This window comes from Streptomyces hundungensis (assembly GCF_003627815.1).
GTDB classification, from domain to species: Bacteria; Actinomycetota; Actinomycetes; order Streptomycetales; family Streptomycetaceae; genus Streptomyces; species Streptomyces hundungensis_A.
Map to the genome: position 1 here is coordinate 989,701 of NZ_CP032698.1, position 15,175 is coordinate 1,004,875.

At 69.7% G+C, this 15,175-nt stretch carries 18 protein-coding genes; 9 read left to right on the forward strand and 9 right to left on the reverse strand.

Annotated features, from left to right (window positions below):
- Window positions 1-34: 34 nt before the first annotated feature.
- From DWB77_RS04465 to DWB77_RS04475, 3 genes are all read left to right on the forward strand, one after another.
- A complete protein-coding gene (locus DWB77_RS04465) occupies window positions 35-475 on the forward strand; it encodes a VOC family protein (RefSeq protein ID WP_120719984.1) in 441 nt (146 codons plus the stop codon).
- Between the two features lie 22 nt (window positions 476-497).
- A complete protein-coding gene (locus DWB77_RS04470; protein ID WP_120719985.1) occupies window positions 498-935 on the forward strand; it encodes a glutaredoxin domain-containing protein in 438 nt (145 codons plus the stop codon).
- A gap of 240 nt (window positions 936-1,175) precedes the next feature.
- Window positions 1,176-1,421, forward strand: coding sequence for a hypothetical protein (locus tag DWB77_RS04475; protein WP_120719986.1), 246 nt, complete (start codon window positions 1,176-1,178; stop codon window positions 1,419-1,421).
- Window positions 1,422-1,532: 111 nt separating this feature from the next.
- Here the strand turns inward: DWB77_RS04475 and DWB77_RS04480 are convergent, their stop codons facing one another.
- Window positions 1,533-2,093, reverse strand: coding sequence for a TetR/AcrR family transcriptional regulator (locus DWB77_RS04480; protein ID WP_120719987.1), 561 nt, complete (start codon window positions 2,091-2,093; stop codon window positions 1,533-1,535).
- A 159-nt stretch (window positions 2,094-2,252) separates the two neighbouring features.
- Between DWB77_RS04480 and DWB77_RS04485 the strand changes: the two genes are divergently transcribed.
- On the forward strand, window positions 2,253-2,969 hold the full coding sequence (locus DWB77_RS04485) for an SDR family oxidoreductase (protein WP_246033404.1): 717 nt from the start codon (window positions 2,253-2,255) through the stop codon (window positions 2,967-2,969).
- Between the two features lie 47 nt (window positions 2,970-3,016).
- Here DWB77_RS04485 and DWB77_RS04490 read toward each other — a convergent pair whose 3' ends face one another.
- Window positions 3,017-3,793, reverse strand: coding sequence for a class I SAM-dependent methyltransferase (locus DWB77_RS04490; protein ID WP_120719989.1), 777 nt, complete (start codon window positions 3,791-3,793; stop codon window positions 3,017-3,019).
- Window positions 3,794-3,894: 101 nt separating this feature from the next.
- Window positions 3,895-4,575, reverse strand: a complete 681-nt coding sequence (locus DWB77_RS04495) for a hypothetical protein (RefSeq protein WP_120719990.1) — start codon at window positions 4,573-4,575, stop codon at window positions 3,895-3,897.
- Between the two features lie 199 nt (window positions 4,576-4,774).
- Between DWB77_RS04495 and DWB77_RS04500 the strand changes: the two genes are divergently transcribed.
- Window positions 4,775-5,140, forward strand: coding sequence for a hypothetical protein (locus tag DWB77_RS04500; protein WP_120719991.1), 366 nt, complete (start codon window positions 4,775-4,777; stop codon window positions 5,138-5,140).
- Between the two features lie 13 nt (window positions 5,141-5,153).
- Here the strand turns inward: DWB77_RS04500 and DWB77_RS04505 are convergent, their stop codons facing one another.
- Window positions 5,154-5,822 (reverse strand): DUF4097 family beta strand repeat-containing protein, encoded by a 669-nt coding sequence (locus DWB77_RS04505; protein ID WP_120727354.1) that lies wholly within the window; start codon window positions 5,820-5,822, stop codon window positions 5,154-5,156.
- Window positions 5,823-6,134: 312 nt separating this feature from the next.
- On the opposite strand from DWB77_RS04505, the gene DWB77_RS38750 reads away from it, so the two are divergent.
- Entirely contained in the window at window positions 6,135-7,451 is a 1,317-nt protein-coding gene (locus DWB77_RS38750; protein ID WP_428985099.1) for a DUF4157 domain-containing protein, read from the forward strand.
- An 87-nt stretch (window positions 7,452-7,538) separates the two neighbouring features.
- Here the strand turns inward: DWB77_RS38750 and DWB77_RS04515 are convergent, their stop codons facing one another.
- On the reverse strand, window positions 7,539-9,578 hold the full coding sequence (locus DWB77_RS04515) for a CASTOR/POLLUX-related putative ion channel (RefSeq protein WP_246033405.1): 2,040 nt from the start codon (window positions 9,576-9,578) through the stop codon (window positions 7,539-7,541).
- 361 nt (window positions 9,579-9,939) lie between these two features.
- Between DWB77_RS04515 and DWB77_RS04520 the strand changes: the two genes are divergently transcribed.
- On the forward strand, window positions 9,940-10,584 hold the full coding sequence (locus tag DWB77_RS04520; RefSeq protein WP_120719992.1) for a dihydrofolate reductase family protein: 645 nt from the start codon (window positions 9,940-9,942) through the stop codon (window positions 10,582-10,584).
- A 74-nt stretch (window positions 10,585-10,658) separates the two neighbouring features.
- On the opposite strand, the gene DWB77_RS04525 is transcribed toward DWB77_RS04520, so the two are convergent.
- A complete protein-coding gene (locus DWB77_RS04525; protein ID WP_120719993.1) occupies window positions 10,659-11,723 on the reverse strand; it encodes a sodium:calcium antiporter in 1,065 nt (354 codons plus the stop codon).
- 111 nt (window positions 11,724-11,834) lie between these two features.
- Here DWB77_RS04525 and DWB77_RS04530 point away from each other — a divergent pair, with 111 nt between their 5' ends.
- A complete protein-coding gene (locus DWB77_RS04530; RefSeq protein ID WP_120719994.1) occupies window positions 11,835-12,482 on the forward strand; it encodes a LysE family translocator in 648 nt (215 codons plus the stop codon).
- A gap of 111 nt (window positions 12,483-12,593) precedes the next feature.
- Here the strand turns inward: DWB77_RS04530 and DWB77_RS04535 are convergent, their stop codons facing one another.
- Both DWB77_RS04535 and DWB77_RS04540 read right to left on the reverse strand, forming a co-directional pair.
- Window positions 12,594-13,217, reverse strand: coding sequence for a histidine phosphatase family protein (locus tag DWB77_RS04535; protein WP_120719995.1), 624 nt, complete (start codon window positions 13,215-13,217; stop codon window positions 12,594-12,596).
- 251 nt (window positions 13,218-13,468) lie between these two features.
- Entirely contained in the window at window positions 13,469-13,840 is a 372-nt protein-coding gene (locus tag DWB77_RS04540) for a DUF4267 domain-containing protein (RefSeq protein WP_120719996.1), read from the reverse strand.
- Window positions 13,841-14,001: 161 nt separating this feature from the next.
- Here DWB77_RS04540 and DWB77_RS04545 point away from each other — a divergent pair, with 161 nt between their 5' ends.
- Window positions 14,002-14,580: a TetR/AcrR family transcriptional regulator gene (locus tag DWB77_RS04545; protein WP_120719997.1), complete on the forward strand. Its 579-nt coding sequence runs from the start codon at window positions 14,002-14,004 to the stop codon at window positions 14,578-14,580.
- Between the two features lie 131 nt (window positions 14,581-14,711).
- Here the strand turns inward: DWB77_RS04545 and DWB77_RS04550 are convergent, their stop codons facing one another.
- Complete coding sequence (locus DWB77_RS04550) at window positions 14,712-15,077, reverse strand: hypothetical protein (protein WP_120719998.1); 366 nt, start codon at window positions 15,075-15,077, stop codon at window positions 14,712-14,714.
- Window positions 15,078-15,175: the final 98 nt, after the last annotated feature.

Here is a 15,175-nt window from a genome sequence, read left to right on the forward strand (position 1 = left end):
GACGATGTCAGACCCGGCCCCTATCGTGGGCGGCATGACCATTCAGCGCATGGACAATGTCGGCATCGTCGTCGACGACCTGGACGCCGCCGTCGCCTTCTTCACCGCCCTCGGCATGGAGCTCGAAGGCAGGATGCCGATCGACGGACGCTGGGCGGGAAGCGTCGTCGGACTCGACGAGATGCGGAGCGAGATCGCGATGATGCGGATCCCGAACGCGCCGGGGCGGCTGGAGCTGGCGAAGTATCACAGCCCTGAGGCGATCACCCCTGAACCGGCGGTGACGCCGGCGAACACGCTGGGTCTGCATCGCGTCATGTTCGCCGTGGACGACATCGAGGACACCCTCGCCCGCCTGCGCCCGCACGGCGCCGAACTCGTCGGCGAGGTGACGCGCTTCGAGGACAGCTACCTGCTCTGTTACCTCCGCGGGCCGAGCGGGATCATCCTGGCACTGGCCGAACAACTGAGCTGAGTCCTCGGTAGCCTTCGTCCTCATGATGCGCGCTTGGACTGTGCCGATACTGCTGATGCTCTGTGGATCGGCCCTTGCGGCCGGACTGGTTTCCAGTGGGACGGCCGGGACGGCTGCGGCCGTCCTGCTGCTGTTCGTACTGCTCGCGGGTGTGAATTCGCCGCTGATCTTTCCGAAGTCGGTCGGCGCGTCGGAGGCACGGCGTCTCAGCGAGATCGACGGCCGACCCGTCGTCTTCTGGCGGCCGGGCTGCCAGTACTGCATCCGGTTGCGTATCCGATTGGGCCGCGGCGCCCGTCAGTTGTACTGGGTCAACATCTGGCGCGATCCCGACGGCGCGGCAGAGGTGAGAACGGCCAACGACGGCAACGAGACCGTGCCGACGGTCGTCGTGGCGGGTCGGCCCCACACCAACCCCGACCCGGCGTGGGTGCGCGAACAGCTCTCGCCGTCCGCGTGAGGTCCGGCCGGACGCCGGCCCCAAGCCGTCCCGGTCCGCCGACGACCGGTCCGACGGCGACCGGTCTGGCGAGCTCCGCGTCGCGCCTCGGCCGTTCGGCGGCTCGTGGACCGGTCCGTTTCGTGCGAGGCGGTGAGTGCGTCCCGCCGTTCGGGTGGAGTCTTGCCGTCGCCCCTCTGGGAACGGTGCGCAAGGGGGATCTCCTATCGTCCGCATGTTCGTCATGAGGGAAGGATTCCCATGCGTATCGGTACCGTATTGGCCGCCACCGCTCTGACCGCGACCGCCCTGTTGGGCGCGACCGGCACCGCCTTCGCGCACGACTACGACAATGACCACGACAACTGCGGCGGCGGCTTCACCAACCAGGGCTCGGCCGGCAACCTCAGCATCGTCGGCGGCCTGGACGGCGTGGTGGACAAGAACTGGGACAACTACAACAAGGAAGCCGGGTTCGACCTCGGCGGGTCCCGCTTCTGCCACTGACGGTCGCGCATCCCGCTCCGTACGGCCCCGTCTTCGCGACGTTCTCGCGAGGGCGGGGCCGTCCGCCGATCGGCCGCCGTCCCAGGGCCAGCGCCCGCGCCCCAACTACCCTCAGCCATCCGCGCCTTGACGGCGGAGGCCGTCGAAGATGACGTTCATCAGTGGCCGCGCCATCGCTTCCCACTCGTCGTGACGCACCCGACTGAGGTAGGCGATGAGCAGAAGGACCCCGCGCGCGCCCACATCCGTACGGATGGAGCCGGCCGCCTTCGCGGCGTCCAGCAGTAGGCCGAGGGCTCCTTCGATGGGGTTGTGGCTGTGGGCGACGAGGTCCTGCCACGCCTCCGGTTCGAGCGCCGCCAGGACACCCCGCTTGACCTCGGCGTAGTCGATCACCCGGTCGAGCCACTTCCGTAGGGCCTCCCCGGGCTCGTGCGCCGCCAGCAGGTCGGTGGCGGCGGCGACGAGTTCATCGACGTCACGTCGGTAGACCTCGGCAAGCAGCGCTTCGCGGTTGGAAAAATTCCGGTAGAGCGTCCCCTGCCCCACCCCGGCCCGCTTGGCGATCTCGTTGAGGTGGACGTGCTGGGACTCGGCCAGGGCCGCCCGGGCGGCCTCCACGATGCGGGTCCGATTCTGCGCCGCATCCGGACGGCGCCCCGTCGTGCTCATGGACCTCTCCTGACGTTCACACCTGACAAGCGGACACGTGTCCGATACAGTCGATCGCGCGGTGGACACGTGTCCACTTTACCTTTCCTGGAGACGCCAGTGCTCTCTCTTCACGACTCACGTCACGACTCATTTCACGACTCTCTTCACGACAAGACCGTGGCCATCACCGGCGCGAGCGGCGGCATCGGCGAAGCCACGGCCCGCCTTCTCGCGCGGCGCGGCGCCGCGGTCGTCCTCTCGGCACGACGCGCCGAGCGGGTCGACGCGATAGCGCGGGACATCCGGGAGGAGGGTGGCCGGGCGGTCTCGTGCGCCGTCGACGTCACCGAGGCCGAGGACCTGCAACGCCTGGTCTCCACCGCCGTCGAGGCGTACGGCCGGCTCGATGTCCTGGTGAACAACGCGGGCATCGCCCCGATCAGTCCGCTCGCCGCCCTCGACACCGAGGGGTGGACGGCCATGATCGACGTGAACCTCCGTGGCATGCTCAACGGTGTCGCCGCCGCACTGCCCGTCTTCCGGGAGCAGGGTTCGGGCCACCTGGTCAGCATCGTCTCCGTGGCCGGCCTGTCCGTATCTCCCTCGATGGCCGTCTACGCCGCGACCAAGAACGCGGTGCGCACCGTGCACGAAGGGCTGCGGGCGGAGTCCACTGACGGAGTGGTGCGCACGACGGCCATCTCTCCGGGGTACGTCCGCACCGATCTCGCCGACTCCATGGCGGACCCGCACTTCCGCGAGCGGACGCGCCGGAACATGGACGCGATGGGCATCCCACCGGCCGCGGTCGCCCGCGCGGTGGCCTTCGCCATCGAGCAGCCCGGGGATGTCGAGATCGGCGAGATCAACGTCCGCCCCACCGCCCAGGGTTGAGGCTTGCCGACGTGAGGTGGGCAGACCCTCTCGGTGCCGCCCGGCTCTCAGCGACAGATGAGGTACCGGAAGACGTTCTCCTGACGGTACGAGCCGTCGGGTTGGCGAGCGGGCGCGAAGGCCTTTCGCAACGTCTCGCGGGTCGCGTCCTCGCCCGCCACCTCGATGGCACATCGAAACGGCCCCGCCGACATCTGGATCCGTACCGCTGAGTCCACGTCGGGGAAGGTGAAGGGGGCTTCGGCCTCGCCGTCGTCCTCGGGGGTGAGGCCGGCGCGCTGGACGAGAGCCTCCAGCGCGCCGGGGGCGCTGAGGGCGAACGGACCGGCCGCACCCGCCGGCGGTGGCGGCAGGAGTTCCGCGATGGCCTCGAAGACGTGCCGGGTCTCGCACCGCGCGGGATCGCCCCAGGTCAACACCGCCACCCGGCCGCCGGGAGCGGTGACGCGTTTCGTTTCCCTCAGCGCCGCCACCGGGTCGGCGGCGAACTGAACGGCGTTGAACGAGGTCACCGCGTCGAAGGAGGCGTCGGCGTAAGGGAGTTCCTCCAGTTCGCCCTGGCGCAGATCGGCTCCCGGCAGGCGTCGGCGGGCGATGTCGAGCAGCCCCTCGGACGCGTCCAGACCGGTTACGTCGGCCCCGCGTTCCACCGCCATCCGCAGCGCCAGACCGGCCCCGCACCCCACATCCAGCAGACGCACCCCTGCACCGATCCGCAGGAGGTCGAACACCGCCTCGTACGACGGAACAGCGAAACGCTCGACACCCAACCAGTCCTCGGAGGCCTGTCCCCAGAGCCTCCCCTGCACATCAGAAGAACCCATCCTCCGCACCTTCCGCTCGGCCCCGGCACACAGTAGGAGGCCGAGCGGAGCAGGCAGGAGGTCACACGAAGGGCGAACGGGTGACGGGCGCCCCGGAGCCGTCACCAGCGGGTACGCGATCGCCCTCCGAGGCGTGAGGACGCGACGCTGCCGCGGGTGGCACTGCGGTAGGTGGAAACGCCCAGGCCCAGCATCCAGTAGCTGAAGATCGCGCCCATCAGGGCCGTGGTGCCCCAGCCGTTCGCCGCGTAGAAGTGCGCTGGGTCGTTGCCGAAGAACAGGGACGGCACGAAGAACAGGTTGATTCCCGCGAGGACGAAGGCCGAACGGCCCGCCCAGCGCGGCAGCAGGCGCGTACGGGCGATTGCGTAGCCCAGCGCGGTCAGGAACAGCGCCAGCATGAGCCGGCTGATGGACCCGTACAGGATGTAGGTGCCGCTGACCGTGATGGTCGGGTCGATCGGGTGGTCGGCGGCGATGACGGCGCCGGCTTCCAGCCCGCTGGAGACCAGGACGATCGTCGCGTAGACCAGCCCGCTGGCAAAAGCCATCGTGCCGACCCATTCGTAGGCGGGGTGCGCCGCTTTGACCAGTTCACGGAAGGCCGTCACGAAGACGACCAGGAACGCCAGCGCGAGGATCCCGATCAGCAGCCGGGCGAGGACGTTGGCGTCCGGCGGCGGGCCGGAGTAGATGAAGTACAGGGGCACTTCCACGATGAAGGCGGCCGCGGTCGCGATGCCGGCAAGTCCCGTCAGGCGCCTGGCGAAGTGTTCGTTCATGCTCGTCCCCCTGGGGTCGTGGGCCCGGATGGTGGGCTGCCGCTCACAGCTCGCTCATCACCGATCCGGCGACCTGAATTCTGCTGCTCCCGGCGCACCCCGTCGCTGGGCCTGAACACCGGATGGGGGGTGGTCCTACTGACACTGTCCGGGCCCCACGCCCTATGGTGTGCCGGACGCAACCGCATGAGGAGGATGTGTGCCGCCGACCGGAGCCGAGCCGCGTGTCCATGAGATCCGGATCCAGGACTGCACGGACACGGAAGAAGCACTCGGGCTCCAGGAGCCCGTGGAGCGCCTGCTGTGTCCGGACCCCGACCATGAGCCACCCTGCGAAGTCCCCTGGAGCTTCAGCCTCGCCGAGCAGGCCGACGGCCCCCGTGACACCTCTATGGTGCTGATCCTGGGGGTGTACGCATCCCCTCACCGGGCCATGCAGGTGGCGGAGAAGGTACGCGCCCTCGTGGGCGAGGGGCGGCCCGTCCTGGTGCGCGAGGGCGACGCCGAGGACTTCGAGGAACTCGTCGAGCAGTACCGGATCGAGCGCGGGCTGCGCCGTAGTTGAGCGGGCCCCTGCTTCACACGCTGCGGGCGGTGATGTCGCCGTAGGAGGTGGTCGCGTGGATGTTCAAAGTGGACTCGGCGCCCTGGGTGTTGCGGAGGGCGTTCTCGACGCGGCCGTATGACGTGCCCGCGTCCAGGGTCGCGGACACCCCACGAGCGGCGCCGACGGTGATGTGGCCCGCCTGGGTGTGCAGGGCGAGGGTGCCGTGGAGGGCTTCGGTGATGTGGATGTCGCCGTTGGCCACGGTGATCCGGCTGTCGCCGGCGACGCGGCCGACCGTGACGTCCGCCGCCTGCACGGTGAGGCGCAACGCGGCTGTCTCTTCCAGGTGGACGCTGCCGTGGGCGCCGTCGAAGATGACATCGCCCAGGCGGCCCAGGGTGCGGAACTCGGCGCTGCCCGCCGTCGCCTCGATACGGGAACCGGCGGGCAGCTCGACCGTCACGTCCAGGCTGCCCGAAGGGCCGAAGTACTCGTTGCCCACCAGGGATTCGACGCGCAGGACGCCGTTGTCGTAGGCGACCGCGGCCTGTTCGGCCGCCTTCACGTCCCGGCTCTTACCGGCCTGCGCGGGCTTGACCTCGACCGTGGTGTACTCCTGGTCGCCGGCGATGATCCGGACCCGGCCCGCCGGGATGGCGATGACGGCGGTCATCGGGGCGGCGGTGGCGAACTTCTGCATGATGCTCTCCTGTGACTCGTTGTCCTCCGCGGCTGCGTCCACCGCGTTGATGAGGACCATGCGCGCCGCAGGTTTCAGCGGGGCATTACCGCGGTTTCAGCGGGCTTCAGGCGTGGGCAGCGCGCACCGCAGGGCTCTCGCCCGCGTAGGTGAGCCACTAACGCGGCACCCGCAATGGGGTTAGGGAAACGTTGGTGCCGGCTGAAACCATCACGCGTTCCCTCGGGAAGCCTCCCTCGACACAGCACCAGCCTCCCGTCGACGGACGCTCCCCCGCCCAGCACCGCGGGCAGCCGCTCGTGAGAGGACTCGATGCACGCCAACGACCAGGCCCAGACTCACGAGGGCATGAAGTCCGTCCGTTCCGCCGCCCGTACGCCGGGCAGGGGCGCCGTTGTACCCGAGGGGCTCGCCGCCCTGCACAGCAGCGCGGGCAACGCCGCCGTCGTCCAGATGCTTCGGCAGGCGGGCCACGCCTGGGCGCAGGACCAGCACCAGCACGGTGCCGGCTGCGGCCATCAGCAGACCGAACAGGCGTCACATCCTGCCGTGCAGCGTTCCGCCGTCCACGACGTCCTGCGCACCACCGGACGCCCCCTCGACGACGCGACCCGCACCGACATGGAAAGCCGGCTCGGAGCCGACTTCTCCGATGTCCGCATCCACAACGACTCCGCCGCCAAGGCCTCCGCCGCGGAAGTCGGGGCCCGCGCCTACACCAGCGGCAGCCATGTCGTCATCGGCGACGGCGGCGCCGACAAACACACCCTGGCGCACGAGCTCACCCATGTCATCCAACAGCGTCGGGGCCCCGTCGCGGGCACCGACAACGGTTCCGGGCTCAAGGTCTCCGACCCGTCCGACCGGTACGAGAGAGAAGCAGAGGCCAACGCGCATCGGGTGATGGCGGGAGCCCCCTCGCTCCAGCGGTCGCAGAGCGGCGGAGACCGGAGCGGCACACAGGACGTCGAGAACGCGCACTCGGCGCCCGGTACCGAAATACAGCGAGCGAAGGACACCAAAAGCGCGAAGGCCGCGGGAAAGAAGACTGCCCAAGGCAGTTCCAGGGACCAGGTCGACGGGCCGAAACAGGGAGATCATCTCTTCAACGGCCTGGGTGACACGGTTCTCAAGGTGATTGACGACATCGCAGCGCTTGACGAGGGGTCTCCCGCAGCCCTGGCGGCGGGAGGGCAGTCGGCCGCCATCACGGCGCTGGCCAATCTCGCCCAGAACGCCAAGGTGCAGCGGGCGAACCACGCGTTCGAGTCGGCCATGGCCGTGAAGGGCGGCGGCTCCGGGCGGGCGGGCGACACGAACTCCCGGAGCTACGGAACGTTCGCCGGCTCCATGAGGACCGCCGTCGCCGAACTCGAGTACCTCTATGGCTGGCCGGATTCACCGGGGGCCGCGGTGGTGCTCGCGGTGACGACCAAACAGCAACTCCTCGACATCATCTTCGACAAGGACGCTCACGACCGGAAGGAGAAGGAGAACGGAGTCAACAAGTCGGCCTTCAAGGCGTGGGTCACCCAGACGGGAAATGTCATGTGGGAGCTCTACGTCGCGTATACGGACGTGCTGCGAGCCATCCATGCGCGGTCTCTTGAGATATCGAACGGCCAGTGATCCTCCGTGGCGGGGTGCCACCAGCCCGCCAACTCGGCGCGCAATTAGTCCAGTTGATTCCTCTGCCACAGCTCGGGCGGCGGCCCTTCAGTCCTCGGCGACCACGATCACCCAGTCCTCCGCCGTCAGCCGCACCGGCTCACGCTTGTCGGGGTTGAGCCGGACCCCGTACATCGGGCTCTGCGCGGACTGCGCGCGGAGACGGTAGCCGACGGCGCACTCCTTGCGGCGTCGCGCCGAGGCGACGACCGTGGCGAACGTGACCTCGCCCCCCGGCCGGACGTAGTCCGTGGCGGGCCTCAGATACAGCTCGCTTCCCTCCGAAGTGAACAACTCGTCGAAGAGGACGGCCAGATAGGGGCTCTCCGAGATCTGGCACATGAGGAGGCTGATGAGGCGTCCGCTGACGATGAAGTCGGCACCCTCCCGCGCCGGTGCGAGCAGCCGGTTGCGGTCGTCGGACATCTCCGTCGTCAGCGCGATCTCCTGGCCCGTCCTCTCCTCGATCGCCCGCAGATGCAGCAGCGTGACCAGCGTCCCGTCGTCCACATCCGGCCTGACCGGGCCGGAGTCGAGGTGCTCGGCCGCCACGGTGCCCGGGTCGGCGATGACGATCACGCTGTCGTAGGACGGCACGTCCAGCGCGTCGAGGACGACCGGGTCCGTGATGTCCGCGCAGTGCAACCGCACCTCGATCGGGCCCTGTTCGGCCGCCACCTCGTGCGCGACAGACATGGTCTCGCCGTCCTCCAGGGCCACGATGTCCAGCGTGGTCCCGGCGCTCGCGTACGAGGCGAGCTGGCCGACGACGAGGGGAGCGCGACGGTTCCAGCCGAGCAGGAGCAGCCGCTCCGGGCGGGGTGCGCGAGGGGCCGCGGTGGCGAAGGCGTCCGCGTCGACGTACGGCGTGGCGTCCTCCAGTACGGCCGTGTCGTCGTCGCGGGTGACCACGATGATCCGGTCGTCGGCCGTGATCGTCGTCTCGGCGTCCGGGTTGAGGACGACCTCGTCATCGGCGCGCAGCAGGCCGACCACCGAGGACGTGAGGAACGCGAGGAGGGCGTCCCCGAAGGTGCGGCCCGCGAGCGCGTCGGCGGGCACGGCGTAGAACTCGTCGCCGGCGAAGTCCAGTAACTCCTGGTACACGAGCGAGAGACCGGGCTGGCGCGCGGTCTGCACCAGGAGACGCGCGACGATGTCGTCGACGGCCAGGACGCGTCCATGGGGTCCGGCGGCCAGGGTGGCGGTCAGCCGGTTCCGGGTGTCACGGACGGCCGCGACCACGACGGCGGTGCCGATCCCCGCGCCGACTTCAGAAATACCGGCCCCGGCGGCGGCATGGCGCTTCGGGTCGGTGTCCGCGTCTTCGCGGGACTCGTCCCGCTTGCGGATGGCGGGGCGTGCGGCGCTCTGCTCCGCGGCGGCGCCCAGGGCGGGCGCGTTGAGAGCCAGCAGCGTCTTCACGACATGGGCGTCACCGTCATCCGTCCCGGGGGCCAGTACGAGAACGGCCTTCGCGGTGTGCGGGCTGACCCTCGCCAGGACCGCGGGGTCGGTGGTGCAGCCGTTGCGGCAGACGATGGTCGTGGTGCCGGTCGTGGTGATCCGGGCACTGATCTCGTCCTCCATCTCCACCTTGTCCTTGGGGGCGAGGAGGGCGATGGCGGCTCGCGGCCGGTTGGAGTTGGCCGACACCAGCTCGGAGACGACGGGGAAGATCTGGTCGGACCAGCCGAGCACCACGGTGTGCCCGACCTCCAGCACCGTGGAGTGCCCCAGACGCAGCCGCATGATCCGCCGGTTGATCCCGGTGGTGATCAGACTGACCAGCGTCGACACGAACAGCAGCGCCACCAGTGCCAGCAGCACGGAGGCCAGCACATACAGAGGCGGGCCGACCGCTCCACCGATCTTCAACGTCTGCCCGACGCTCACCCACACCGCCACCGCCTGTTCGGTCAGGGTGGCGGGTGGCCGACGGCCCGTCTGCACGAGCAGCACGCTCGTGGGAACGACGGCGGCCAGGCAGATGAGCAGGAGCCAGCCGATGAGAGCGGACGTGCTGCGTGAGACCAGGTTGTCGAACCGGTATTGCAGCCGCCGCCACATGGACGCGAGGTACTGCACCCGGCACCCTCCAGCATGAGACACGGGGGCAGTCGGCGGCGACCACCTGGTCGTCCACGGTAGACGGGATCGACCAGGACGGACGCGGAAACCGGCGGCGCTCACCCGGAGGTGTGAGTCGCCCTCACCCGGACGTGTGAACGGGCGGCCCGCACGACGACTGCGGCCATCGGCGCGGAAGTTCGACGCGCGAGGGGGCTCCTTCCCGCCGGGCAGATCGTCGTCGACGTCGGCTCGCTTCCCGACTGAGGGCTTCCGCCGGGCCGCCGTCGCAAGCGACTTCCGGCGGTCACCGGCACGGCGATGAGTTTGTCCGGCTCGGGGAGTCTCATCACCGTTACGGTCGCCCCAGGAGGAACATATGGTTCAGCTGTTGAGAGTCCAGAACTTCAACGTTTCGAGCGACGGGATCGGTGCCGGCGAGGACCAGACCCTGGAGAGGCCGTTCGGTCATGTCGACCCCGGGAGCCTGTTCGCCTGGGCAGGCGCCACGGCGAGCTGGCCCATGCGCACCGACCCCGGGGGGAGCCGTGGCCTGGACGACTACATCACCCGGGACTACGCCCGCAACATCGGCGCCGAGATCATGGGCCGCAACAAGTTCGGCCCCCAGCGCGGGCCCTGGCAGGACCACGAGTGGTGCGGTTGGTGGGGGGACGAACCCCCGTTCCGGACCCCGGTGTTCGTCATGACCCACCACAAGCGTCCTTCGTTCACGCTCTCCGACACCACGTTCCACTTCGTGGACGGGGACCCGGCCACGGTTCTTGAACAGGCTCGGGAAGCGGCGCAGGGCAAGGACGTCCGGCTCGGCGGCGGAGCCACCACGATCCGGGAGTTCCTCGACGCCGATCTCGTCGACACCCTGCATGTGGCGGTCTCGCCGGTGAAGTTCGGGTCCGGGGTACGCCTCTGGGAGTCGCCGGACGAGTTGCTCGACCGGTTCCACCTGGAGGTCGTGCCCAGCCCCAGCGGGGTGAAGCACCACCTGTTCTGGCGGAAGTGACCCCACCCGCCGACGGGTCCGCCCACGACCCGCCTCGCCACGTCGGCCACTGATCGTGGCGGGGCCCCTGCACGTCAGCCGCTGATCGTGGCGAGCCCGGCGATTCCGGCTGCGTACATGACCAGTACGGCAAGGCTGTCGACGCCCATGCGGAGGAACTGGCGCTGCGGCCGGAAGACCAGGCCCGCCACATAGACGGCGGTCAGGACGATGCCGAGGGCGGTCAGATAGATGTCGGTGTGGTGGGCGGTGGGCAGGACCGGCTTGCCGGAGATGAGCGTGGCCAGCAGGAACAGCACCGGCAGGAACGCGTTGCCGCCGAAGATGTCGCTGATGGCGAGCTGGTAGTCACCCAGCTTCGTGGAGGTCAGGCCGGTGCTGACCTCGGGCAGGGAGGTCGCCGCGGCCAGCACGGTGGCGCCGAAGAGGATGCCGGAGAGGCCCTGGCGGCCGAAGAACTCCTCGCCGCTGCGCTCGATGACCACACCGGCCACCAGGGTCGCCACGGCAGCCGCTCCGAAGACGAGCGCGGCTCGGGTGGTGCCGATTCCCTTGTCGGAGGCGGACTTCTCCTTCTTGCCCTTGGAATGGCCCCGCGGTTCCGGCTGCGCGCCGGGCGCGTCGCCGCCCTCGTGCCAGGGCAGGCCCTTGCCCGCCCGGTTGAGCAGCAGCAGGCCGACGATCCACAGCGCGGTGATGGACAAGGACGCGGGGTCGACGCGGGCGAACGACAGGTCGCCGGGCAGTTGGGTGCCCATGACGACGACCGCCAGCACGACGATCACCAGCACGCCCTCCAGGACCAGTACGAGACTCGCCGCGAGCCGCGTCAGCGGGGCCCTCGGGCGCACCCCGGCGGCGTCCAACACCACCAGCACCACGGTCTGGAGCGCGATGCCGCCCAGGATGTTGCCCACCGCCACATCGAGCTGCCCGCTCATGGCGGCGCTCGCCGTGATGGCGACCTCGGGCAGGTTCGTCGCGATGGCCAGCATGATCAGGCCGCCCAGGGCGCTGCCCAGGTGCAGCCGTTCGGACAGGACGTCCGTCGTGTCGGACAGCTTGATGCCCGCGTACCAAATCACTGCCGCGCTGGCCACGAACAGCGCCAACAACACCGGCGAACTCAGAGATCCCATAACTCGCCCCTTACCCCTCACTCCCCGTCCTCACCACTTCAGGCGTTGACCTGGTCCTAGGCCAAAAGGCGGTCTTGTGCCGAGGGACCCGGGCGGAGAAGAATCCGGCTCATGATCGACGTCCATCAGCTGCTGGCCTTCTGCGCCATGTCCGTTCTTCTGTCCGCCATTCCCGGGCCGAGCGTGCTGTTCGTGATCGGGCGCGCCCTCGCCCATGGCCGTCGGACGGCGCTCGCCTCGGTGCTGGGCAACGCGTTGGGCGGGTGCGTGCTGGTTGCCGCGGTGGCTCTGGGAGTCGGCAGCATCGTCGAAAGGTCGGTACTCGTCTTCCAAGCGATCAAGCTGCTGGGCGCCGCCTACCTGGTGGTTCTCGGCGCGCGGGCGCTGTGGGCGAGTTGGCGGGGGCGGTCCGAGGCGGCCGATGTCGCCGCCCCGCACTCGGATGGACGGCGGTCCGTGTGGGCGGGGTTCACGGTCGGGGTGACGAATCCGAAGAGTGTCGTCTTCCTGACCGCGGTACTGCCGCAGTTCGTCGACCGCGACGCCGGCCACGCCGGCGTTCAGATGCTCGTCCTCGGCGCGGCCGGAGCTCTGCTGCAACTGATGTCCGACGGGATTTGGGGGTTGACCGCCTCCGCCGCCCGAACCTGGCTCGGCCGCTCCCCTCGCAAGATGGCACTGATCGGCGGTACCGGTGGGCTGGCCATGATCGGGCTCGGTGCGGCCGTCGCCGTGAGCGGCCGAGCCGAGCAGCCGTAGCTCCGCCCCCGCGACCTCGACTTCGTACATCGGCAGCCGCGCCCGGTCCGACACCCCGAACTCCCGTACCGCGCAGCTCAGTTCACCCTCGGCATCGGCGTGCCCGGGGCCTCACACGTGGAGTTCCTGCGGGAAGCCGGTCCAGCGGAGTTCGACGGGGAGGTGGCCGGTGTCGTTGAAGAGGAGCATCGCCGGGGGGCGGTCGGGTGCGTACCGGATGACGGTCAGGGCCGCGTTGGCGTGGTTGATGCCCAGCCATCGCCAGTTCGGTGCGCCGAGGGCGGCTCGGACGAGCCAGCCGACGAGGAAGTTGTGGGTGACGAGGAGCTCGTGGCGCGGTACGTCGCCGCTCACGGGGCCGGTGAATCGTGCGAGCGCGGCCGGTGCGAGGCCGGGGCCCTGTTCACGTTCCTCGGCCGTCAACTGGGCGAGGAACTCCATCCAGGCGTCGGCTGCCTCCGGCGGCAGCTCTTCGCGTGTGGGCAGATACGGGACGTAGTCCCCGGCCACCTCGGAGCAACGCAACGGAACGCCGTCGAGCTGGTCGCCGATGATCCGCGCCGTCTGTTCCGCACGGTTGAGCGGCCCGTGGTGGATCGCCGTCAGCGGGACCTTGTGGAGCCGCTTCCCCAGCAGCTCGGCCTGGCGACATCCCGCCTCCGTCAGGCCGCTCTCGTCGGGCAACGCCTCGCCGTGGCGGGTCAGATAGAGGTAACGGGCGGCCGTACCGGTCATGAGCCAGTCCTTCGGTGAACTCGATGCTGCTGACTCGGGGAGGACGCGGACCTCATGCGGGCCGGTTGCGCGCACGGCCGGGTGAGGGCTTGGACCGCGCTCCTCAGCGGCGCTTGTCCCACACCTCGCCGGCCAGGAAGTGGTTGCTCTGGTGGTGCGGGGCGGCTCCGTTCGCGCCGTCGGTGAGGGTAGAACTCCGGCTGGACGAAGGACACTTGACGCTCCTCGGGGCGGGTCGGTCCTGGTCGGGCTCAGACGAAGAACAGCAGGACGGCACCGATGAGGACGACGACGGCGGTGGCGAAGTGGATGCCGTACGCGACCGCCTTCGCCCCTCCGTGGCGCAGCACTATCAGTGTGTCGCCCAGGGGGACCAGGGTCACGAGGAGCATGAACCACGCCTCGGCCCGCGCTCCGGCGAACGCGAGCAGGGCCAGACCCATCAGGCCGAAGGTGAGGTCCCTGAGTCCCTTGATCGTGAGGTAGGCGGGGTCGCCGCCACCGCGCGCCGCGGGTACGCCATAGCCGGCGGCGGCCGGTGCGGGCTGGAGGAGGAAGCGGGCCCCGATGAACACGACGAACAGGTCGAGCACGACGGCGAGGGTGTAGGCGGTGACGGTCATGTCCGGCTCCTTGGGGTGGCTGCTGCTCAGTCCGGTGGTGCTCAGCCCGGGTGATGCTCAGTCCGGGTGGCGCTCAGCCCGGTTGGCGCTAGCGGCGCTAGAGGCACGAGCGAAGCTATCAGAGTGGCACTCTGTTGGCTAGCGCTGCTAGAGTTTCTCTCGTGACTATTCAGACGCGCCGAGAACGCGAACGGGCAGAGCGTGAGCGGCTGATCGTGGAGGCCGCCCGGAACCTCGCGGAGACGGAGGGCTGGAGCGCGGTGACCACCCGGCGCCTCTCCGCCGAGGTCGAGTACAGCCAGCCGGTCCTCTACAGCCACTTCAAGGGCAAGGACGCCATCATGGCCGCGGTCGCGGTCCAGGGCTTCGCCGAACTGGGGCGGGACCTGCGGGCGGCCCGCACCGGCGCACCGGACGAACGGGGCGCGCTCGCCGCCGTCGCGGAGGCGTACACGCGGTTCGCACGGCGCCGGTCGGCGCTGTACGACGCCATGTTCACGCTCGCCGTGGACCTGCCCTTCGCCACGGCCGACGCTCCGGTCGAACTGCGCACGTCCTTCGGTGAACTGCGTCAGGCGGTCGCCCCGATGGCCGCCGACGGCGACGACGTCGACCTCCTCACCGAGACGTACTGGGCGAGCCTGCACGGCCTGGCCGCCCTCACCCGGAGCGGCCGCCTTCCCGAGCGCGCGCACGACCGCCGACTCGCGCTCCTGGTCTCGCACTTCAGCGCGGTCTGAGTCCCCGAACTGCCGCTCCCCACCGCCCAATTCACCCGAAACGCAGACGGCCGCGCGATCGCTGCGCCACCATGGCCCGACGTTCGCCCGCACGGAGCGAACGCCGGGGGCGGCTCATGGACGACGAAGACTCAGCGGCGGCGCCTTCTTCCGCCACGCGCGGCGACGCCACGGTTCGCGGCCGCTCGCGCCTCAGGCGCTTCGCCGGACCCGCCCGAACGCGCCCTGGCGACATCGCCGACGCCGTCGCGGGCGACGAGGTGGTCCAGCAGATCGAGCCGTACGTCTCCCAAGTGGCGCATCTCCCAACGCCGTTGACGTGTGGCGAGGATCAGCGCGAGCAGCCAGAACAGTTCGGGCACCAGCGCCCCGATCAACGCCGCGAGGCCGGCCGCGGCGATGACGGTCGTGGCCGCGGCGCCGTGCTCCGTGAGGACCGCGGTCGCGGGAACCCCCGCCGCTCCACCCGCCAGTGCGCTCAACGCGGGTCGTTTCATCGACCCCTCCTCCTTCGGTCAAGAACCGTGTGGAGGGTTGAGGCGCCTTGCCGGCTCAGGTCCGAGCGAAATCCAAGATTCTTTTCCAGATCGGTCGA